10 protein-coding genes are annotated in these 16,287 nt (G+C 71.3%); 2 read left to right on the top strand and 8 right to left on the bottom strand.

Annotation, left to right across the window (positions count from 1 at the left end):
• The 3 genes from ACIPSA_RS34975 to ACIPSA_RS34965 all read right to left on the bottom strand — a co-directional run.
• Positions 1-773: alpha-amylase family glycosyl hydrolase (locus ACIPSA_RS34975; RefSeq protein WP_402642040.1), on the bottom strand; the 773-nt coding region annotated here is incomplete at its 3' end.
• Positions 770-2,956: an alpha-1,4-glucan--maltose-1-phosphate maltosyltransferase gene (locus ACIPSA_RS34970; RefSeq protein WP_402642038.1), complete on the bottom strand. Its 2,187-nt coding sequence runs from the start codon at positions 2,954-2,956 to the stop codon at positions 770-772. The genes ACIPSA_RS34970 and ACIPSA_RS34975, both read right to left, overlap by 4 nt.
• 216 nt (positions 2,957-3,172) lie before the next feature.
• On the bottom strand, positions 3,173-4,375 hold the full coding sequence (locus tag ACIPSA_RS34965; protein WP_402642035.1) for a S8 family serine peptidase: 1,203 nt from the start codon (positions 4,373-4,375) through the stop codon (positions 3,173-3,175).
• A 227-nt stretch (positions 4,376-4,602) separates the two neighbouring features.
• On the opposite strand from ACIPSA_RS34965, the gene ACIPSA_RS34960 reads away from it, so the two are divergent.
• Positions 4,603-7,221, top strand: a complete 2,619-nt coding sequence (locus ACIPSA_RS34960; RefSeq protein ID WP_402642033.1) for a glycosyltransferase family 1 protein — start codon at positions 4,603-4,605, stop codon at positions 7,219-7,221.
• Between the two features lie 575 nt (positions 7,222-7,796).
• On the opposite strand, the gene ACIPSA_RS34955 is transcribed toward ACIPSA_RS34960, so the two are convergent.
• From ACIPSA_RS34955 to ACIPSA_RS34945, 3 genes are all read right to left on the bottom strand, one after another.
• Entirely contained in the window at positions 7,797-8,309 is a 513-nt protein-coding gene (locus ACIPSA_RS34955; RefSeq protein ID WP_402642030.1) for a DUF1990 domain-containing protein, read from the bottom strand.
• A 70-nt stretch (positions 8,310-8,379) separates the two neighbouring features.
• Entirely contained in the window at positions 8,380-10,041 is a 1,662-nt protein-coding gene (locus ACIPSA_RS34950) for a M4 family metallopeptidase (protein WP_402642028.1), read from the bottom strand.
• A gap of 249 nt (positions 10,042-10,290) precedes the next feature.
• Positions 10,291-12,333: a M4 family metallopeptidase gene (locus ACIPSA_RS34945; protein ID WP_402642026.1), complete on the bottom strand. Its 2,043-nt coding sequence runs from the start codon at positions 12,331-12,333 to the stop codon at positions 10,291-10,293.
• Positions 12,334-12,667: 334 nt separating this feature from the next.
• Between ACIPSA_RS34945 and ACIPSA_RS34940 the strand changes: the two genes are divergently transcribed.
• Positions 12,668-12,793, top strand: coding sequence for a hypothetical protein (locus ACIPSA_RS34940; protein ID WP_402642024.1), 126 nt, complete (start codon positions 12,668-12,670; stop codon positions 12,791-12,793).
• Between the two features lie 6 nt (positions 12,794-12,799).
• On the opposite strand, the gene ACIPSA_RS34935 is transcribed toward ACIPSA_RS34940, so the two are convergent.
• Together ACIPSA_RS34935 and ACIPSA_RS34930 are read right to left on the bottom strand one after the other, a co-directional pair.
• Positions 12,800-14,560, bottom strand: a complete 1,761-nt coding sequence (locus ACIPSA_RS34935) for an ABC transporter ATP-binding protein (RefSeq protein WP_402642022.1) — start codon at positions 14,558-14,560, stop codon at positions 12,800-12,802.
• The gene (locus ACIPSA_RS34930; protein ID WP_402642020.1) at positions 14,557-16,263 is read right to left on the bottom strand and encodes an ABC transporter ATP-binding protein; all 1,707 of its coding nucleotides are present in this window, start codon (positions 16,261-16,263) and stop codon (positions 14,557-14,559) included. The genes ACIPSA_RS34935 and ACIPSA_RS34930 overlap by 4 nt, the downstream gene beginning before the upstream one ends.
• Positions 16,264-16,287 lie beyond the last annotated feature (24 nt).

The raw sequence follows: 16,287 nt of genomic DNA, 5'->3' as shown, positions 1-16,287 counted from the left end.
AGGAGGACCGTGTCCGGGTACTGGGCGTCGATCTCCTTGCGCACCCGCTTGAGGAACTCGTGGGTCGCCGGGAGGTTCTCGCAGTTGGTGCCCTCCTCCTGGTACAGGTACGGCACCGCGTCGAGACGGAAGCCGTCGATGCCCAGGTCCAGCCAGAACTTCAGCGCGGAGATCATCTCCTCCTGGACCGCCGGGTTCTCGTAGTTGAGGTCCGGCTGGTGAGAGAAGAAGCGGTGCCAGTAGTACTCCTTGCGGACCGGGTCATAGGTCCAGTTGGAGGCCTCGGTGTCGACGAAGATGATCCGCGCGTCCTGGAACTGCTTGTCGTCCCTCGCCCAGACGTAGTAGTCGCCGTAGGGCCCTTCCGGGTCCCGCCGCGACTCCTGGAACCACGGGTGCTGGTCGCTGGTGTGGTTCATGACGAAGTCGATGATCACGCGCATGCCGCGCTGGTGGGCGGCGTCGACGAACTCCACGAAGTCGGCGAGGTCGCCGAACTCGGGCAGGACGGCGGTGTAGTCGGAGACGTCGTAACCGCCGTCCCGGAGCGGGGACTTGAAGAAGGGCGGCAGCCAGAGACAGTCGACGCCGAGCCACTGCAGGTAGTCGAGCTTTGCGGTGAGGCCCTTGAGGTCGCCGATGCCGTCACCGTTGCTGTCCTGGAAGGAGCGGACCAGGACCTCGTAGAACACGGCGCGTTTGAACCACTCCGGGTCCCGGTCCTGGGCGGGAGTGTCCTCGAAGGTATCCGGAACGGGCTCGTTGACGATCATTTTGTGGGTGACCCTCCGGTCTGCGGGGTGGACGGTCGCAGAACCGTGCTGTGCTTGCCCGGGGGGCAACCCCCGGACCCCCGGCCGACGGTCAGCACATGCGCACCGCCAGGCCCGAGACGCACATAGTTGGTCCTGCCCCAGTGATAGTTCTCGCCGGTGAGTTCGTCACGCACCAGCACCGACTCGTGCCATTCCAGGCCGAGTTGCGGCATGTCCAACGAGACCGTGGCCTCCTGGGTGTGGTGCGGGTCGAGGTTGGCGACCACCAGAACCGTGTTCGAACCGCTCCGCTTGCTGTACGCGATCACCTCTTCCCTGTCGGCATGGTGGAAGTGGAGGTCGCGCAGCTGCCGCAGGGCCGGGCTCTGCCGCCGGATGGTGTTGAGGCGGGTGATGAGGGGTGCGATGGTGCGTCCCTCGCGTTCGGCGGCGGCCCAGTCGCGGGGTTTGAGCTGGTACTTCTCCGAGTCCTGGTATTCCTCGCCGTCCTCGCGCAGGGGGGTGTTCTCGCACAGTTCGTAGCCGCTGTAGATGCCCCAGGCGGGGGAGAGGGTGGCGGCGAGGACCGCGCGGACCTCGAAGGCGGGCCGGTGGCCGTGCTGGAGGTAGGCGTGCAGGATGTCGGGGGTGTTGGCGAAGAAGTTCGGCCGCATGTACGCGGCGGCGTCCCCGGACAGCTCGGTGAGGTACTCGGTCAGCTCCTGCTTGGTGTTGCGCCAGGTGAAGTACGTGTAGGACTGCTGGAAACCGATCTGCGCGAGGGTGTGCATCATCGCGGGGCGGGTGAACGCCTCGGCCAGGAAGATCACGTCCGGGTCGGTGGCGTTGACGCCTGCGATCACCCGTTCCCAGAACACGACCGGCTTGGTGTGGGGGTTGTCCACCCGGAAGATCCGCACGCCGTGTGCCGTCCAGTGCCGCAGCACCCGCAGGGTCTCGGCGACCAGGCCGTCCAGGTCCGCGTCGAAGGCGATGGGGTAGATGTCCTGGTACTTCTTCGGCGGGTTCTCCGCGTAGGCGATCGTGCCGTCGGGGCGGTGGTGGAACCACTCGGGGTGCTTGTGCACCCAGGGGTGGTCCGGGGAGCACTGCAGCGCGAAGTCGAGGGCCACCTCCAGGCCCAGCCGGCGGGCCCGGTCCACGAAGCGGTCGAAGTCCTCCAGGGTGCCCAGGGCGGGGTGGACGGCGTCGTGGCCGCCCTCGGGGGAGCCGATCGCCCAGGGCACGCCCACGTCGTCGGGACGGGCGTCGAGGGTGTTGTTGCGGCCCTTGCGGAAGGTCGTCCCGATGGGGTGGATGGGGGGCAGGTAGACCACGTCGAAGCCCATCGCGGCGATCGCGTCGAGGCGGCGGGCGGCGGTTGCGAACGTGCCGTGCGGCTGCTCGGGCGTGCCTTCCGAGCGGGGGAAGAACTCGTACCAGGAGCCGTACAGGGCGCGTTCGCGCTCCACGAGGAGGGGCATCGGATCCGACGCGGTCACCAACTCCCGCAGCGGATACCGCGCCAGCACCTCGTCCACCTCCGGCGCCAACGCCGCCGCGAGGCGCCAGGCGGCTGGCCGGCCCTCGTCCCGGAGGGCGTCCACCACGGTGCGCAGGACGTCTCGTGGCCCGCCGCGCGCCGGGACCCCGGCCGCCGCCCGCTCGTACAGCCGGGCGCCCTCCTCCAGGACCAGTTCGGTGTCCATCCCCGCCGGGATCTTGATCTGCGCGTGATGGCGCCAGGTGGTGACCGGATCCCCCCACGCCTCCACCGTGTACGTCCAGCGGCCGGGTTCGCCCGCGGTGACGTCCGCGCCCCAGCGGTCGGTGCCCGGGGCGAGTTCACGCATCGGTGTCCAGGGGCCGGGGCGGCCCTCCGGGTCTCTCAGGACGACATTGGCGGCCACGGCGTCGTGCCCCTCTCGGAACACCGTGGCTGAAACCTCGAACGTCTCTCCGGCGACTGCCTTGGCGGGCCTCGATCCGCGCTGGACGACCGGGCGGACGTCGAGGACGGGTATGCGGCCGACGACCGTTCCCTCGCCCGTGGAGGACCGCTCCTGCGACGGGGGGCCGGATTCGGCCGGGCGTACGGGCGCAGGCACGGTGGCCGCCCTGCCGACGGCCGCGCCGTCGCTGCCCTTGGTGCTGTTCTCGCTGTTGGCCGAGGGTGATGACGAGTGGTGCGTGGCGGGCATGACCGCTCCTGTCCGCGTCAACGGGGGTGTGGGCGGATAAGTGTGGGGAGGTGGGTCCTGCGGGTGTGCGTGCGGCACGCCTGGGGGGCGTACCGGAGGAGCCTTCCCACCCTATTCGGGTGAGCAATCCGGCACTTTGTTAACTACTCACGCGTATGTCTACGCACAAGACCGGCCCCGTCCGGTGCGAACGGGGCCGGTGTCGATTCTCTGCCATTACGGCGCCGGCGCCTGCAGGAGTTCGTCCGGCGAGCCGGGGCCTGCGCCGGTCACCTCGCCGGTCGCCGCGCGCGCCACCAGGGCCTTGGCGACCTGGGCCGGTGTGGCCCCGCGATGGCCGGCCAGATAGAGGGCGGCCGCGCCCGCGGCGTGCGGGGCCGCCATCGACGTACCGGAGTAGGTCGCCCTGGCGGTGTCGCTCGCGGAAGACGCCGAGGTGATCGAGACACCCGGGGCGAACAGGTCCAGCGCGGGGCCGAAGTTGGAGAAGGCGGCCCGCGCGTCCGACCGGTCCGTGGCGCCGACGGTGATCGCCTCCGGCACGTCGGCCGGGGAGTAGAGCCCGGCCGGCAGGCCGTCGTTGCCCGCCGCGACCGTGTAGGTGACCCCGGCCCTGATGGAGTCGCGCACAGCGGCGTCGAGCTGGTCGTTGTGGTAGCCGCCCAGGCTGAGGTTGGCGACCGCGGGCCTGTGCGCGTGCCGGGTGACCCAGTCGATGCCCGCGATGACCCGGGCGATGGTGCCCGAACCGGCGTCGTCAAGGACGCGTACGGCGACCACCTTGGCCTTCTTGGCGACGCCGTACCTGCTTCCGGCGATGGTCCCGGCGACATGGGTGCCGTGCCCGTTGCCGTCCCCGGCGGATCTGTCGCCGCCGACGAAGTCCCAGCCGTAGCTCGCCCGGCCGCCGAAGTCGGCGTGCGTGATCCGGATCCCGGTGTCGATCACGTACACCGTCACTCCGGCGCCCGCGGAGTCCGGCGAGGTGTACTTCCTGTCGAGGGGCAGGTTCCGCTGGTCAAGGCGGTCCAGGCCCCAGGACGGCGGGTTCCGCTGGGTGCGGTCGAGCGCCACACGGCTGTCCTGGACGACCGAGGCCACCCGGGAGTCGGCCGCGAGCAGTCGCGCCTGTCTCGCATTGGCCTTGACGGCATAGCCGCCCAGGACGCTGCCGTAGACATGGCTTGTTCTCACCCCGTACCGCGCGGCAAGCCCCTTCCCCGCCGCGGACGAGGCGTCGGTCCCCTCCCTCAGCGTCACCAGATAGCTTCCGCCGACGGAGCCGGGCTCGTCGGCGCCGATTATCTTCCCCTCCGGAGCGGCGTGCGCGGGCAGGGTGGCGGCCGAGAGCACCGCGGCCGTGACGGCCGCGGTCAGGCCTCCCGCCCGGCGCAGACGACCGGTTCGCGTCCGTGCCATGGTTCGAGTTCCTCTCCTCAACTCCAGTGGCAGCCTTTCGTGCGGGGCGAAGCGCCACAAGGACGCCTACGGGGGCGGAACCGGCCATATCGCCGGTTCGCGCCGTCCGGGCCGTCCGTGTTTGCGGGCGAAGGTCCCAGCGGAGCTCCGGGCAACACCGGTACCGTGCTGCCGTGACGAGGCGCACAGTGCCGTGCGTCCATCCAGCGAACGCGCCGAGGTGGCATGTGAAGGCGATCCGTCGGTTCACCGTCCGTCCCGTTCTCCCCGAACCCCTCTGGCCGCTGAGCGACCTGGCGCGCAATCTGCGCTGGTCCTGGCATGCGGAAACGCGCGACCTCTTCCAGTCCGTCGACCCCGAGCAATGGGCCGCCTCGGAGGGCGACCCGGTCCGCCTCCTGGGCAGTGTGCGCCCCGGGCGACTCGCCGAGCTCGCCGAGGACCGCCGTTTCCTGCGCCGCCTGACCGCGGTCGCCGACGACCTGAACGACTACGTGACCGGCGACCGCTGGTACCAGACGCGGTCCGCCGATCTGCCCGCCGCCATCGCCTACTTCTCCCCGGAGTTCGGCATCACGGCCGCTCTGCCCCAGTACTCCGGCGGCCTCGGCATCCTCGCCGGCGACCATCTGAAGGCGGCCAGCGACCTCGGCGTACCGCTGATCGGGGTCGGCCTCCTCTACCGGCACGGCTACTTCCGGCAGACCCTCTCCCGGGACGGCTGGCAGCAGGAGCACTACCCGGTGCTCGACCCCAACGAGCTGCCGGTGACGCTGCTGAAGGAGGCCGACGGCACCCCCGCCCAGGTCTCCCTCGCCCTGCCCGGCGGCAGGCAGCTGCACGCCCGGATCTGGCTCGCCCAGGTCGGCCGGGTCCCCCTGCTGATGCTCGACTCGGACGTCGAGGAGAACGACCTCGGCGAACGCGGGGTCACCGACCGGCTGTACGGCGGCGGCAGCGAGCACCGGCTGCTGCAGGAGATGCTGCTCGGCATAGGGGGTGTGCGGGCCGTACGGACGTACTGCCGGCTCACCGGCCACCCGGAGCCCGAGGTCTTCCACACCAACGAGGGCCACGCCGGCTTCCTCGGCCTGGAGCGGATCGCCGAACTCTGCGACCAGGGGCTGGACTTCGACGCGGGTCTGGAGGCGGTGCGCGCCGGGACCGTGTTCACCACGCACACCCCTGTCCCGGCCGGTATCGACCGCTTCGACCGGGAGCTGGTCGCCCACCACTTCGGCCCCGAGGCCGAACTCCCGCGCATCGACGTCGAGCGCATCCTGCGGCTCGGCATGGAGACCTACCCGGGTGGCGAGGCCAACCTCTTCAACATGGCGGTGATGGGCCTCAGGCTGGCCCAGCGCGCCAACGGCGTCTCGCTGCTGCACGGGCACGTCAGCCGCGAGATGTTCTCGGGGCTGTGGCCGGGATTCGACCCCGACGAGGTGCCGATCACCTCCGTCACCAACGGTGTGCACGCCCCCACCTGGGTGGCTCCGGAGGTGTTCCGTCTGGGCGCCCGCCAGCTCGGCGCCGAACGCGCCGAGGACGAGCTGTCGGCCGGCGGCGCGGACCGCTGGGACGTGGTCGCGGACATCCCGGACCAGGACATCTGGGAGCTGCGGCGCGGCCTGCGCGAGCAGCTGGTCGTGGAGGTACGGGAGCGGCTGCGCGCCTCCTGGCGGCAACGGGGAGCGGGCACGGCCGAGTTGGGCTGGATCGACGGCGTCCTCGACCCCGACGTGCTGACCATCGGGTTCGCGCGCCGGGTCCCGTCGTACAAGCGCCTCACCCTCATGCTCCGCGACCGCGACCGGCTGATGGATCTGCTGCTGCACCCCGAACGCCCGATCCAGATCGTGGTCGCCGGCAAGGCGCACCCCGCGGACGACGGCGGCAAGCGGCTCGTGCAGGAGCTGGTGCGGTTCGCCGACGACCCGCGCGTCCGCCACCGCATCGTCTTCCTGCCCGACTACGGCATGGCGATGGCGCAGAAGCTGTACCCCGGCTGCGACATCTGGCTGAACAACCCCCTGCGCCCGCTGGAGGCCTGCGGCACCTCCGGGATGAAGGCGGCCCTCAACGGCTGTCTCAACCTGTCGGTCCTGGACGGCTGGTGGGACGAGTGGTTCCAGCCCGACTTCGGCTGGGCGATCCCGACGGCGGACGGCGCGGGCACGGACCCCGACCACCGCGACGACATCGAGGCCGCCGCCCTCTACGACCTCCTCGAACAGCGGGTGACCCCCCGCTTCTACGAGCGCGGCCAGGCGGGCCTGCCCGACCGCTGGATCGAGATGGTCCGCCAGACCCTGACCCTGCTGGGCCCGAAGGTGCTGGCGGGCCGCATGGTCCGCGAGTACGTCGAGCGCCTCTACGCCCCCGCCGCCCGCGCCCACCGGGTGCTGGGCCAGGACGCGGCTCGCGAACTGGCTCTCTGGAAGGCCCGGGTCCGCTCCGCCTGGCACGGCGTGACGGTGGACCACGTCGAGACGACGGCCGCCACGGCCACCGCCGAGCTGGGGACGACGCTGGGGCTCCGGGTCCGTGTCGGCCTCGGCGAGCTCGGCCCCGACGATGTCGAGGTCCAGGCCGTCTCGGGCCGCGTCGACTCGGAGGACCGCATCACCGACGGGACGACGGTCCCCCTGAAACCGGCCGGCGGACCCGACCTCGAAGGCCGCTGGGTCTACGAGGGCCCGCTGTCCCTCGACCGCACCGGTCCCTACGGCTACACGGTCCGCATCCTCCCCTCCCACCAACTGTTGTCCTCCGGCGCGGAGTTGGGTCTGGTCGCGGTGCCGTCGGACGAGGTCGTGGACGGCGCGGGAGTGCTGATGCGCTAGTGATTGACTCGGCGGACTCCCGAAGTCCGCCGAGTCAACACCGAATGAGGTTTACTACACCGGCGACCACTACGTGACCCGCTACCGGACGCGATGAGGAACACGGACGACACGCTGGACTCCTTGGTGGACCCCGGGGACGCCTTCCCCTGGCTGACGACCGAGCCGTACTTCGTGCCGCAGCAGCGGCGTGACGAGCTCTCGGAGGGGCTCGTCGGGGCCGGGTTCACCGTGCTGGAGGCGGGTCTGGCAGAAGTGCGGACCGAGGACGATCTCCTTGTCTCGCTGGGGCGGGCACTGACCCCACTGGCCCTCGTGCCGGGCCCCCACCGCAGACAGACCCACACCATGGACGTCCGACCGCGTACGGAATGCCACCGACCACGATCGGTGCCGAACCGGGCGGCGGAAGGGCAGCGGGAAGCGAATGGACGGAATGGGCCATGCCCAAGAGTCGCGACCTGCGACTTTGCCGACCGTCGCTGTCCCATACCGGCCAACCGTGCGGGCGTCTGCCGGCGCACCGGGGGATTTGTATCGGTGCGGCTCGGCGAGGGGTGCTTTCGGGGCGGTGGTCAGTCCTCGGCGGCCTCTGCGCACAACCTCCTGAGCACGGTCCCGCAGCGGCGGGCGTACGCGTGCTGCAGCCCCCGGGTCGCCGCCCCGCCCGCCCGGGCGTACCACTTCTGTGCCCGGCTGAAGGCGGCCACGGTGAGCCACACCGTGCCGTCCCCGGTGCGGTCCACCACGAAGGCCTCCTCGCCGCATTCGGGGTGGCCGGTCAGGGTGCCGTAGGCCCAGCCGGCGCGGCGGGGTTCCTCGACCGTCCAGACGATGCGGCAGGGGGCCTTGATCAGGCCGGCGAGGGTGACCGTGACGTCCACGTCCGGCGCCGCCCGGTCGGCGGTGGCGTCGATGCCGACGCCCAGCGCGCGGTGCATCTCCCAGGTGAGGACCGCCTCGGCGGCCCGGCGGAACACCTCCTCGCCCTCGCCGATGCGCGTGCGCACGTGCAGGGGGTGGAAGTCGGGCGGGCAGGCGGTGAGACTCGCGCGGGTCGCGCCTACCGGCTCGTAGGTGAAGGACATGGGTCACAAGCGTAGGACGGCCCCCGGGGATGCCTTCATCCCGGGGGCCGTCCTGACGCCTATGAGATGACTAGCTGACGTTGACCGCCGACCAGGCCGCTGCCACCGCGTTGTACTCGGTGCTGCCGGAGCCGTACAGGGCGGCCGCCGCCGACAGGGTGCCGGTGCGGGCCGACTTGTAGTTGGTCGTCGACGTGAAGTACGTCGTCAGCGCCTTGTACCAGATCTGCAGCGCCTTGGCGCGGCCGATGCCGGTGATCGTGGAGCTGTTGTACGTCGGCGAGTTGTAGCTGACGCCGTTGATCGTCTTCGAACCGCTGCCCTCGGACAGGAGGTAGAAGAAGTGGTTCGCGACGCCGGACGAGTAGTGGACGTCAAGGTTGCCGACCGAGGAGGACCAGTTGTCCGCCGAGCCGCCGTCCTTGCTCGGCTTGTCCATGTAGCGCAGCGGGGTGCCGTCGCCGTTGATGTCGATCTTCTCGCCGATGAGGTAGTCACCGACGTCGGACGAGTTGGCCGCGTAGAACTCCACGCCGGTGCCGAAGATGTCCGAGGTGGCCTCGTTCAGGCCGCCGGACTCGCCCGAGTAGTTCAGGCCCGCGGTGTTGGCGGTGACGCCGTGGCTCATCTCGTGGCCGGCCACGTCCAGCGAGGTCAGCGGGTCGAGGTTGCTCTCGCCGTCGCCGTAGGTCATGCAGAAGCAGTCGTCGTCCCAGAACGCGTTTACGTACGAGCTGCCGTAGTGGACGCGGGAGTAGGCGGCGGCGCCGTCGTTCTTGATGCCGCTGCGGCCGAAGGTGTTCTTGTAGAAGTCCCAGGTCTCCTGAGCGCCGTAGGCGGCGTCGACGGCCGCGGTCTGGTCGGTGGAGGAGCTGGAGGCGGCGCCGGTGCCCCAGACGTTGTCCGAGTCGGTGAACAGGGTGCCGGTGCCCGAGCTGGTGCCGTGCTTCAGGTTGTACGTCTTGTGACCGCCGCGCGTCGTGTCGTACAGCTGGTACGTCGAGCCCGACTGGTAGGTGTTGAGGGTGACGGTGCCCGAGTACAGCGACTTGCCGGTACCCGTGGTGGCCGCGTTCTCGATGCCCTGGTACTCGAAGAGCTTCTTGCCGGTGGCCGCGTCGGTGATGACGTGCAGCTTGTTCGGGGTGCCGTCGTCCTGGAGGCCGCCGACGATCGTCTCGAAGGCGAGGACGGGCTTGCCGGAGCCGGCCCAGATGACCTTGCGGGCACCGTCGGCCGAGGTCTTGGCGGAGCCCAGGGACTTGGCGGCGGTCAGCGCCTGCTTCTCGGCCTTGGCGGCGGCGATCTGCGGCTTGAGCGAGGCCACCTTGATGGCGCTCTTCGTGGCCTTGGTGACGCCCTCGGTCTTGCCCGCCTTGGAGGTGTGGACGACCAGGTCGCCGCCGAGCACCGGGAGACCCGCGTAGGTGCGCTCGTAGCGGGTGTGGACGGTGCCGTCGACGTCCTTCACGACGTCCTTGACGACCAGCTTCTCCTTGGCGCCGAGGCCGATCTGCTGGGCGGTCTTGGCGGCACCGGCCTGGGCCTTCTGGATCAGGCCGGTGCGGGCCGCGTTGGTCAGCGCGGTCGGGGCGGCGGCCAGGGGCTTGGCGGACCCGGTCGGGGTCGCGAAGGCGCTGGGGGTCAGGCCGGCGGTGAGCAGGGCTCCGGCTGCGACAGCGGTGGCGGTGGCCAGAACGGTGCGCTTGTGACGCGCGTAGAGGGGGCTCACTCAAGCTCCTTCTTGTGGGGGAGTCCGGACGGCGTGGGGTCACCGGCCGGAGTTGTTTTGTGAAGTTGCTGTGCTGCTGCGGCGGGTGAGGGAAGAGTGACATCAGGGGCGCGTACATGTCAGGACCCTGAAGTGATGTTGGCCGAAAACCTACTGACCGGTAAACATTGCAGGCATGTAAAACGGGCGCCGCCCCAGGGGGTTGAACCCCGGGACGGCGCCCTGCTCACTCGTGCAGTGGTCTGCGGTTTACGGGAACGTCAGCTTCCAGCTGTTGATGGTGCCGACGTCCTGCGCTGCCTGGTCCTGGACCTTCAACTTCCAGGTGCCATTGGCTGATTCGGATGATGCGTTGACCGTGTAGGTCGCCTGCACGTTGTCGGCCGAATCGGACGAGCTGAAGTTCTTCAGACGGTACGAGGTGCCCGACGGCCCCACCAGGTCGATGACCAGGTCGCCGCGCCAGGTGTGGGTGATGTCGACGGTCACCTGGAGGTTGTTCGGCGCGTTTCCGGTCCGGCCGGAGACGGTGATGTTCGAGGTGACCGCGGGCCCGTTGTCCGGGATGGAGACCGGCGTGGTGTTCTCGTACGACGTACCGCCGCCGCCCCCGCCACCGGACCGCGAGCCGACCGCGATGGCCGCCCACGCGTCCTGTACCGCCTTGTACTCGGTGCTCGTGGTGCCGTACAGCTCACCCGCCGCCGCGAGGGTGCCGGTGCGGGCGCTCGCGTAGTTGGTGGTCGAGGTGAACTTGGTGGTGAGCGCGCGGTACCAGATCTGCAGCGCCTTGTCCCGGCCGATGCCGGTGACCGGAAGCCCGTCCGCCGTGGGCGAGTTGTAGCTGACGCCGTTGATGACCTTGGCGCCGCTGCCCTCGCTCAGCAGGTAGAAGAAGTGGTTCGCGGGGCCCGAGGAGTAGTGCACGTCGAGGCCGCCGAGGCCGGAGTACCAGCTGTCCTTGGACGAGCCGTCCTTGCTGGGCTTGTCCATGTAGCGCAGCGGGGTGCCGTCGCCGTTGATGTCGATCTTCTCGCCGACGAGGTAGTCACCCACGTCGGAGGAGTTGTTGGCGTAGAACTCCACGCCGGCGCCGAAGATGTCGGAGGTCGCCTCGTTGAGGCCGCCGGACTCGCCGCTGTAATTGAGACCGGCGGTGTTGGAGGTGACGCCGTGGCTCATTTCGTGCCCCGCGACGTCGATGGACGTGAGCGGATCCGCGTTGCCCGAGCCGTCGCCGTAGGTCATGCAGAAGCAGGTGTCGTCCCAGAAGGCGTTGACGTACGCGTTGCCGTAGTGGACCCGGGAGTACGCCCCCACGCCGTTGTTCTTGATGCCGCTGCGGCCGAAGGTGTTCTTGTAGAAGTCCCAGGTGACGGCGGCGCCGTAGTGCGCGTCCGCGCCCGCGGTGGCGGCGTTCGACGTGGTGCCGTTGCCCCAGGTGTCGTTGGTCTGGGAGAACAGCGTGCCGGTGCCGGACGTGCCGTGGTTGAGGTTGTACGTCTTGTGGCCGCCGCGCGCCCCGTCGGTCAGGGTGTAGTTCGAGCCCGACTGGGTGGTGGTCAGCGTGACCTGGCCGCTGTACTGCGTGTTGCCGACGCCGGTCTCGATGCCCTGGTACTCGTAGAGCTTCTTGCCGGTGGTGGCGTCGGTGATGACGTGCAGCTGGTTGGGCGTGCCGTCGTCCTGCAGGCCGCCGACGACGGTCTCGTACGCGAGGACCGGCTTGCCGGAGCCGGCCCAGATCACCTTGCGGGCGCTGTCGGCGGCGGACTTGGTGGCGCCGAGGGCCTGGGCGCGCTTGACGGCCTGCCGCTCGGCGGTCGCCCTGGTGACACTCGGGGTGAGGCCGGCGACCTTGATGGTGGCGTTGCTGGCCTTGATGACCTGCTTGGTCGCGCCCGACTTCGCGGTGTCGACGATCAGGTCGCCGCCGAGGACCGGGAGGCCGGCGTAGGTGCGCTCGTAGCGGGTGTGCAGGGTGCCGTCGACGTCCTTGACGACGTCACGGACGACGAGCTTCTCCTGCGCGCCGAGGCCTATCGCCTTGGCCGTGTCCGCCTTGGCGGCACCGGCGTCACGGATCAGCTCGGCGCGCTGCGAGGGGGTGAGCCTGGCCGCCGAGTGGGCCGGGTTCGCCTTGCCCGACGGGGCCTTGCCCGCCGGGGCGGCACTGGCGGCGCCCGACTGGACGGCGGCGGCGATCAGTGCGGTGACGCCCGCGAGGGCGACGGCGGCGGTGCGGCGGTGCGTGGTGTGGGAGGTGCGTCCGCGAGAGGAACTGCTTCTCAACACTGACTCCTTCTGCATGGCCGCGGGTCGCGCGGCCAGGGGAGACCGGACGGTGGGTTGGGACGTCCGGGCAGAACAGGGCGTAACGCGGAACCATGTGCGGGTGCGGGCCGGCTCGTGCCGAGCAGGTGAATCCATGGGGTTGCTGTGGGGTTGCTGTGAGTCGGCCGTGGGAAGAGTGGCAGGGGATCAAGCCATCTGTCAGGACCGCGTCAGAAATTTGGCCGGATTTGGTTCGTTGACCGGATGTTCATGTTCGGTATGCGGATTATTGGTCGAGGGGCGGGCGGTTCGGCGTGCCGTCGTTGTCAGTGCCGCCCGTCATGCTCGCCGCATGCACGAGAGCGCCCGCCGTCGTCGCCGACGGCCCTGGACCGGCGAGCCGTGGCAACGGGACATCCGCTACTCCTACGAGACCTGGTCCAACGCCGAGGGATGGGCGGACGTGAAGCCCGCCTGACGCGGCTCAGGGCGTGCCGTCGCCGTGCCACGTCCGCCACAGGGCCGCGTACGCGCCGTCCGCCGTCACCAGGTCCTCGTGCGTGCCCAGTTCGGTGAGGCGGCCGTCCTCCATCACGGCCACCCGGTCGGCGTCGTGCGCGGTGTGCAGGCGGTGGGCGATGGCGATGACGGTGCGGCCTTCCAGCACGGCGGCCAGGGCGCGCTCGGTGTGCCGGGCGGTCGTCGGGTCCAGCAGGGCCGTGGCCTCGTCCAGGATCAGGGTGTGCGGGTCTGCCAGGACCACCCGGGCCAGGGCGAGTTGCTGGGCCTGCGAGCCGTCCGTGGCGTGCCCGCCCGTACCCAGGCGCGTGTCGAGGCCGTCCCGCAGCTCGCGCACCCACTCCGCGGCGCCGACGGCCCCCAGCGCCGCCCACAACCCCTCATCCCTGGCCGACGGTTCGGCGATCAGCAGGTTGTCACGGACCGTGCCGAGGAAGACGTGGTGCTCCTGGGTGACCAGGACGACCTGCCGGCGCAGGCGTTCGGGGGCGAGGCCGGCGATCGGCACCCCGCCCACGGTCACCGTTCCCGCCCCCGGCGCGTCGACACCGGCGAGCAGCCGGCTCAGGGTCGTCTTGCCGGCGCCCGACGGGCCGACCACCGCGAGCCGCTCCCCGGGCCGTACCGTCAGGTCGACCCCGCACAGCACCTCGCCGCCGCGCTCGTAGGCGTACCGCGCCCCGCGCACGTCGATCCGGTCGTCCGAGGGGACCGCCGCGTCGCCGTCCGGCACGGACCTCGGCGCCCCGGCCAGCCCCTCCACGCGGGCGAACGAGGCGCCGCTGCTCTGCAGTTGCTCCACCCGCATCAGGATCTGGTCCAGCGGATCCGTGAACTGCCGCAGATACAGCGCGGCCGCCACCACCGCACCCACGCCCACCTGCCCGTGCGCGTGCAGCAGCCCGCCGACCAGCAGCACTCCGGCCACCGGGACGGTGTACGACACCTCGACCGCCGGGAAGAACACGGACCGCAGGTACAGCGTGTACAGCCGGGTCCGCCGGGACGTCTCCAGCGCGTCCCGGCTCGCCGCGGTCCGTCGCTCCTGAAGCCGGAACGCCTCCACCGTACGGGCCCCGGTCGCGGTCGCCGCCAGGATCTCCGCGACCTCGGAGGTGGCCGCGCCCTCGGCGAGATATCCGTCCCGGGCCCGGCGCAGATACCAGCGCAGCGCGAACCAGACCGGGGTCAGGCCGAGCACCCCGAAAAGGCCGAGCAGCGGGTCGAGCAGGAACACCGCGCCCAGTACGAACAGCGCCTGCACCGTGCAGACCAGCAACTCGGGCCCGACGTCCCGCAGCGTGGTGCCGACGGTGGCCACGTCGGCGGTGCCGCGCGCGGTCAGATCGCCGGCGCCCGCCCGCTCCACCGTCGCGGCGGGCAGCGCCAGCGTCCGGTCGACGAACTCCTCGCGGACCCGGGCCAGCGTGCGCTCCCCGAAGCGGTGACCCACGTACCGGGCCCAGCGCGCCAGCAGCAGCTGCGCCAGCGCGCACGCCAGGATCCACACGGCGAGCCGGTCCACGGCCCCCACCCCGTGCCCGGCCCGCACCTCGTCCACGATGCGCCCGACCAGCCACGGCCCGGCGAGCCCCGCCCCGGCGGCCAGCGAGTTCAGTGTCAGGGCGGCGGCGAAGGCCCGCCCGTCGGCCCGCACCAGCCGGACCGTCGCCCGCCGCACCTCGGCCCGTTCGGCGACGGGCAGCCGTCCCTGGTCGGGCGTCACCGTACGACCTCCTCCGTGTCGCGGGCCACGAGCGCCCGGTAGCCCGGCTCCTCCGCCAGCAGCCGCCGGTGCGTGCCGGTCGCCGCGACCTTGCCGTCGACCAGGTAGTGCACGGTGTCCGCGCGGTCGAGGACCAGCGGGGAGGTCGTGGTCAGCACGGTCGTACGGCCCTCGCGCGCGGCGCGCAGCCGGTGGGCGACCGTGGACTCCGTATGGGCGTCCAGCGCCGAGGAAGGTTCCACGGCGAGCAGCACCTCGGGATCGGCCAGCAGCGCCCGGACCAGCCGGACGCGCTGCCGCTGCCCGCCGGAGAGGCTGCGGCCCTGCGCGGCCACGGCCGAGTCCAGGCCGTCCGGCAGGCCCTGCACGATGTCGTCGGCGGCCGCGGCGCGCACCGCCCGCCGCACCGCTTCGTCGTCGCGGTCCCGGTGCCCGGCCACCACCTCCCGCAGGGTCCCCGCGAACAGGTCGGCCTCGTTGTCGGCGACCAGGATCCGAGCCCGCACCTCGGCCAGCGGGATCGCGTCGAGCCGAACCCCGCCCCAGGTGGCCGCGGACGGCGCGTACCGGCCCAGGCGATCGACCACGGCCGCGGTGTCGGCGGGCCGGGCGCCGACCAGCGCGGTCAGCCGCCCCGGCGGCACCCGCACGCCCGACTCGGGGTCGTGCAGCGCGGCCGGCTCGGCCGGCGCGGGCAGCGTGCCGTCGTCCGGCTCCGGCTCCAGGCGCAGCAGCCGTACGACCCGGCGCGCTGCCACCACGCCCCGGCTGAGCTGGTAGCCCATCTCCAGGAAGAACGCCACCGGTCCCACCAGGACCGCGACATAGCCGTACACCGACACCAACTCGCCGATGGTGAGCTCCCCCTGGGCGGCGAGCCGGGCCGCCAGCCAGGTCACCACGGCCAGGAACAGCGTCGGCAGGCCCACGCCGAGCGCCTGCACCCAGCTGGTGACCGCGCCGACCCGGTAGCCCTGCGCCCGCAGCCGCTGCGAGTCCCGCCGGAAGGCGTCCGCGAACAGGCCCTTGCCGCCCAGGCCGTTGAGGACCCGCAGCCCGCCCGCGAGGTCGTCGATGCGGGCGGTCAGCACCCCCTGCCGCTCCCGGTACCGGGTCTCCTCGCCCTGCAGCCGCCTGGTCAGCGGCCCGGCGACCAGCGCCACCGTCGGCACCCCGAGCAGCACCACCGCGGCGAGCGGCGCCGAGATCGTGAGCAACAGCCCGGCCACGACGGCGTAGACGACCACGGAACCCACCCCGGGCCCGACGACGGTCAGCGACTGGGAGATGGTCTGCACGTCGCTGACGCCGATCGTGACGACCTCCCCGGCCCCGGCCCGGCGCGGCAGCGCGGCCCCCAGCCGGACCGCGTGCCCGACGACCACCTTGACCGTGCGGAAGTTGGCGTCCATCCGCACCCGGGTCATCGTGCGGTGCCGCATGATGCTGATCCACGAGTTGACCGCGCCGACCAGGAACAGCACCAGGGTCCACCGGGCCAGCGCGCCCAGGTCGCCCGGCACCAGCCCGTCGTCGATCGCCCGGGACATCAGGTACGGCGCCGCCGCCAGCAGCACCATCCACACACTGGCCAGCAGCGCCCCGGCGGCCGATCGGCCCGGCTGGCGCAGCACGAGCCACCACAGGAAGTGCCAGCCGCCGCGCGTGTCGGGTGTGCCGGGATCCTCGTACGCGTCGATCATCGCTGCCCCCGTCGTCTCTCCGTC

This window comes from Streptomyces sp. NPDC086549, from assembly GCF_044746205.1.
Lineage (GTDB): Bacteria > Actinomycetota > Actinomycetes > Streptomycetales > Streptomycetaceae > Streptomyces.
This window is presented reverse-complemented; position numbering and strand designations above follow the sequence as displayed.

What these genes read in the sequence shown, in the direction of transcription:
- ACIPSA_RS34940 (WP_402642024.1), top strand. Translation starts at nt 12,668, where the DNA reads ATGCACGAGAGCGCCCGCCGTCGTCGCCGACGGCCCTGGACCGGCGAG.
- ACIPSA_RS34970 (WP_402642038.1), bottom strand. Translation starts at nt 2,956, where the DNA reads ATGCCCGCCACGCACCACTCGTCATCACCCTCGGCCAACAGCGAGAAC.
- ACIPSA_RS34965 (WP_402642035.1), bottom strand. Translation starts at nt 4,375, where the DNA reads ATGGCACGGACGCGAACCGGTCGTCTGCGCCGGGCGGGAGGCCTGACC.
- ACIPSA_RS34955 (WP_402642030.1), bottom strand. Translation starts at nt 8,309, where the DNA reads ATGTCCTTCACCTACGAGCCGGTAGGCGCGACCCGCGCGAGTCTCACC.
- ACIPSA_RS34930 (WP_402642020.1), bottom strand. Translation starts at nt 16,263, where the DNA reads ATGATCGACGCGTACGAGGATCCCGGCACACCCGACACGCGCGGCGGC.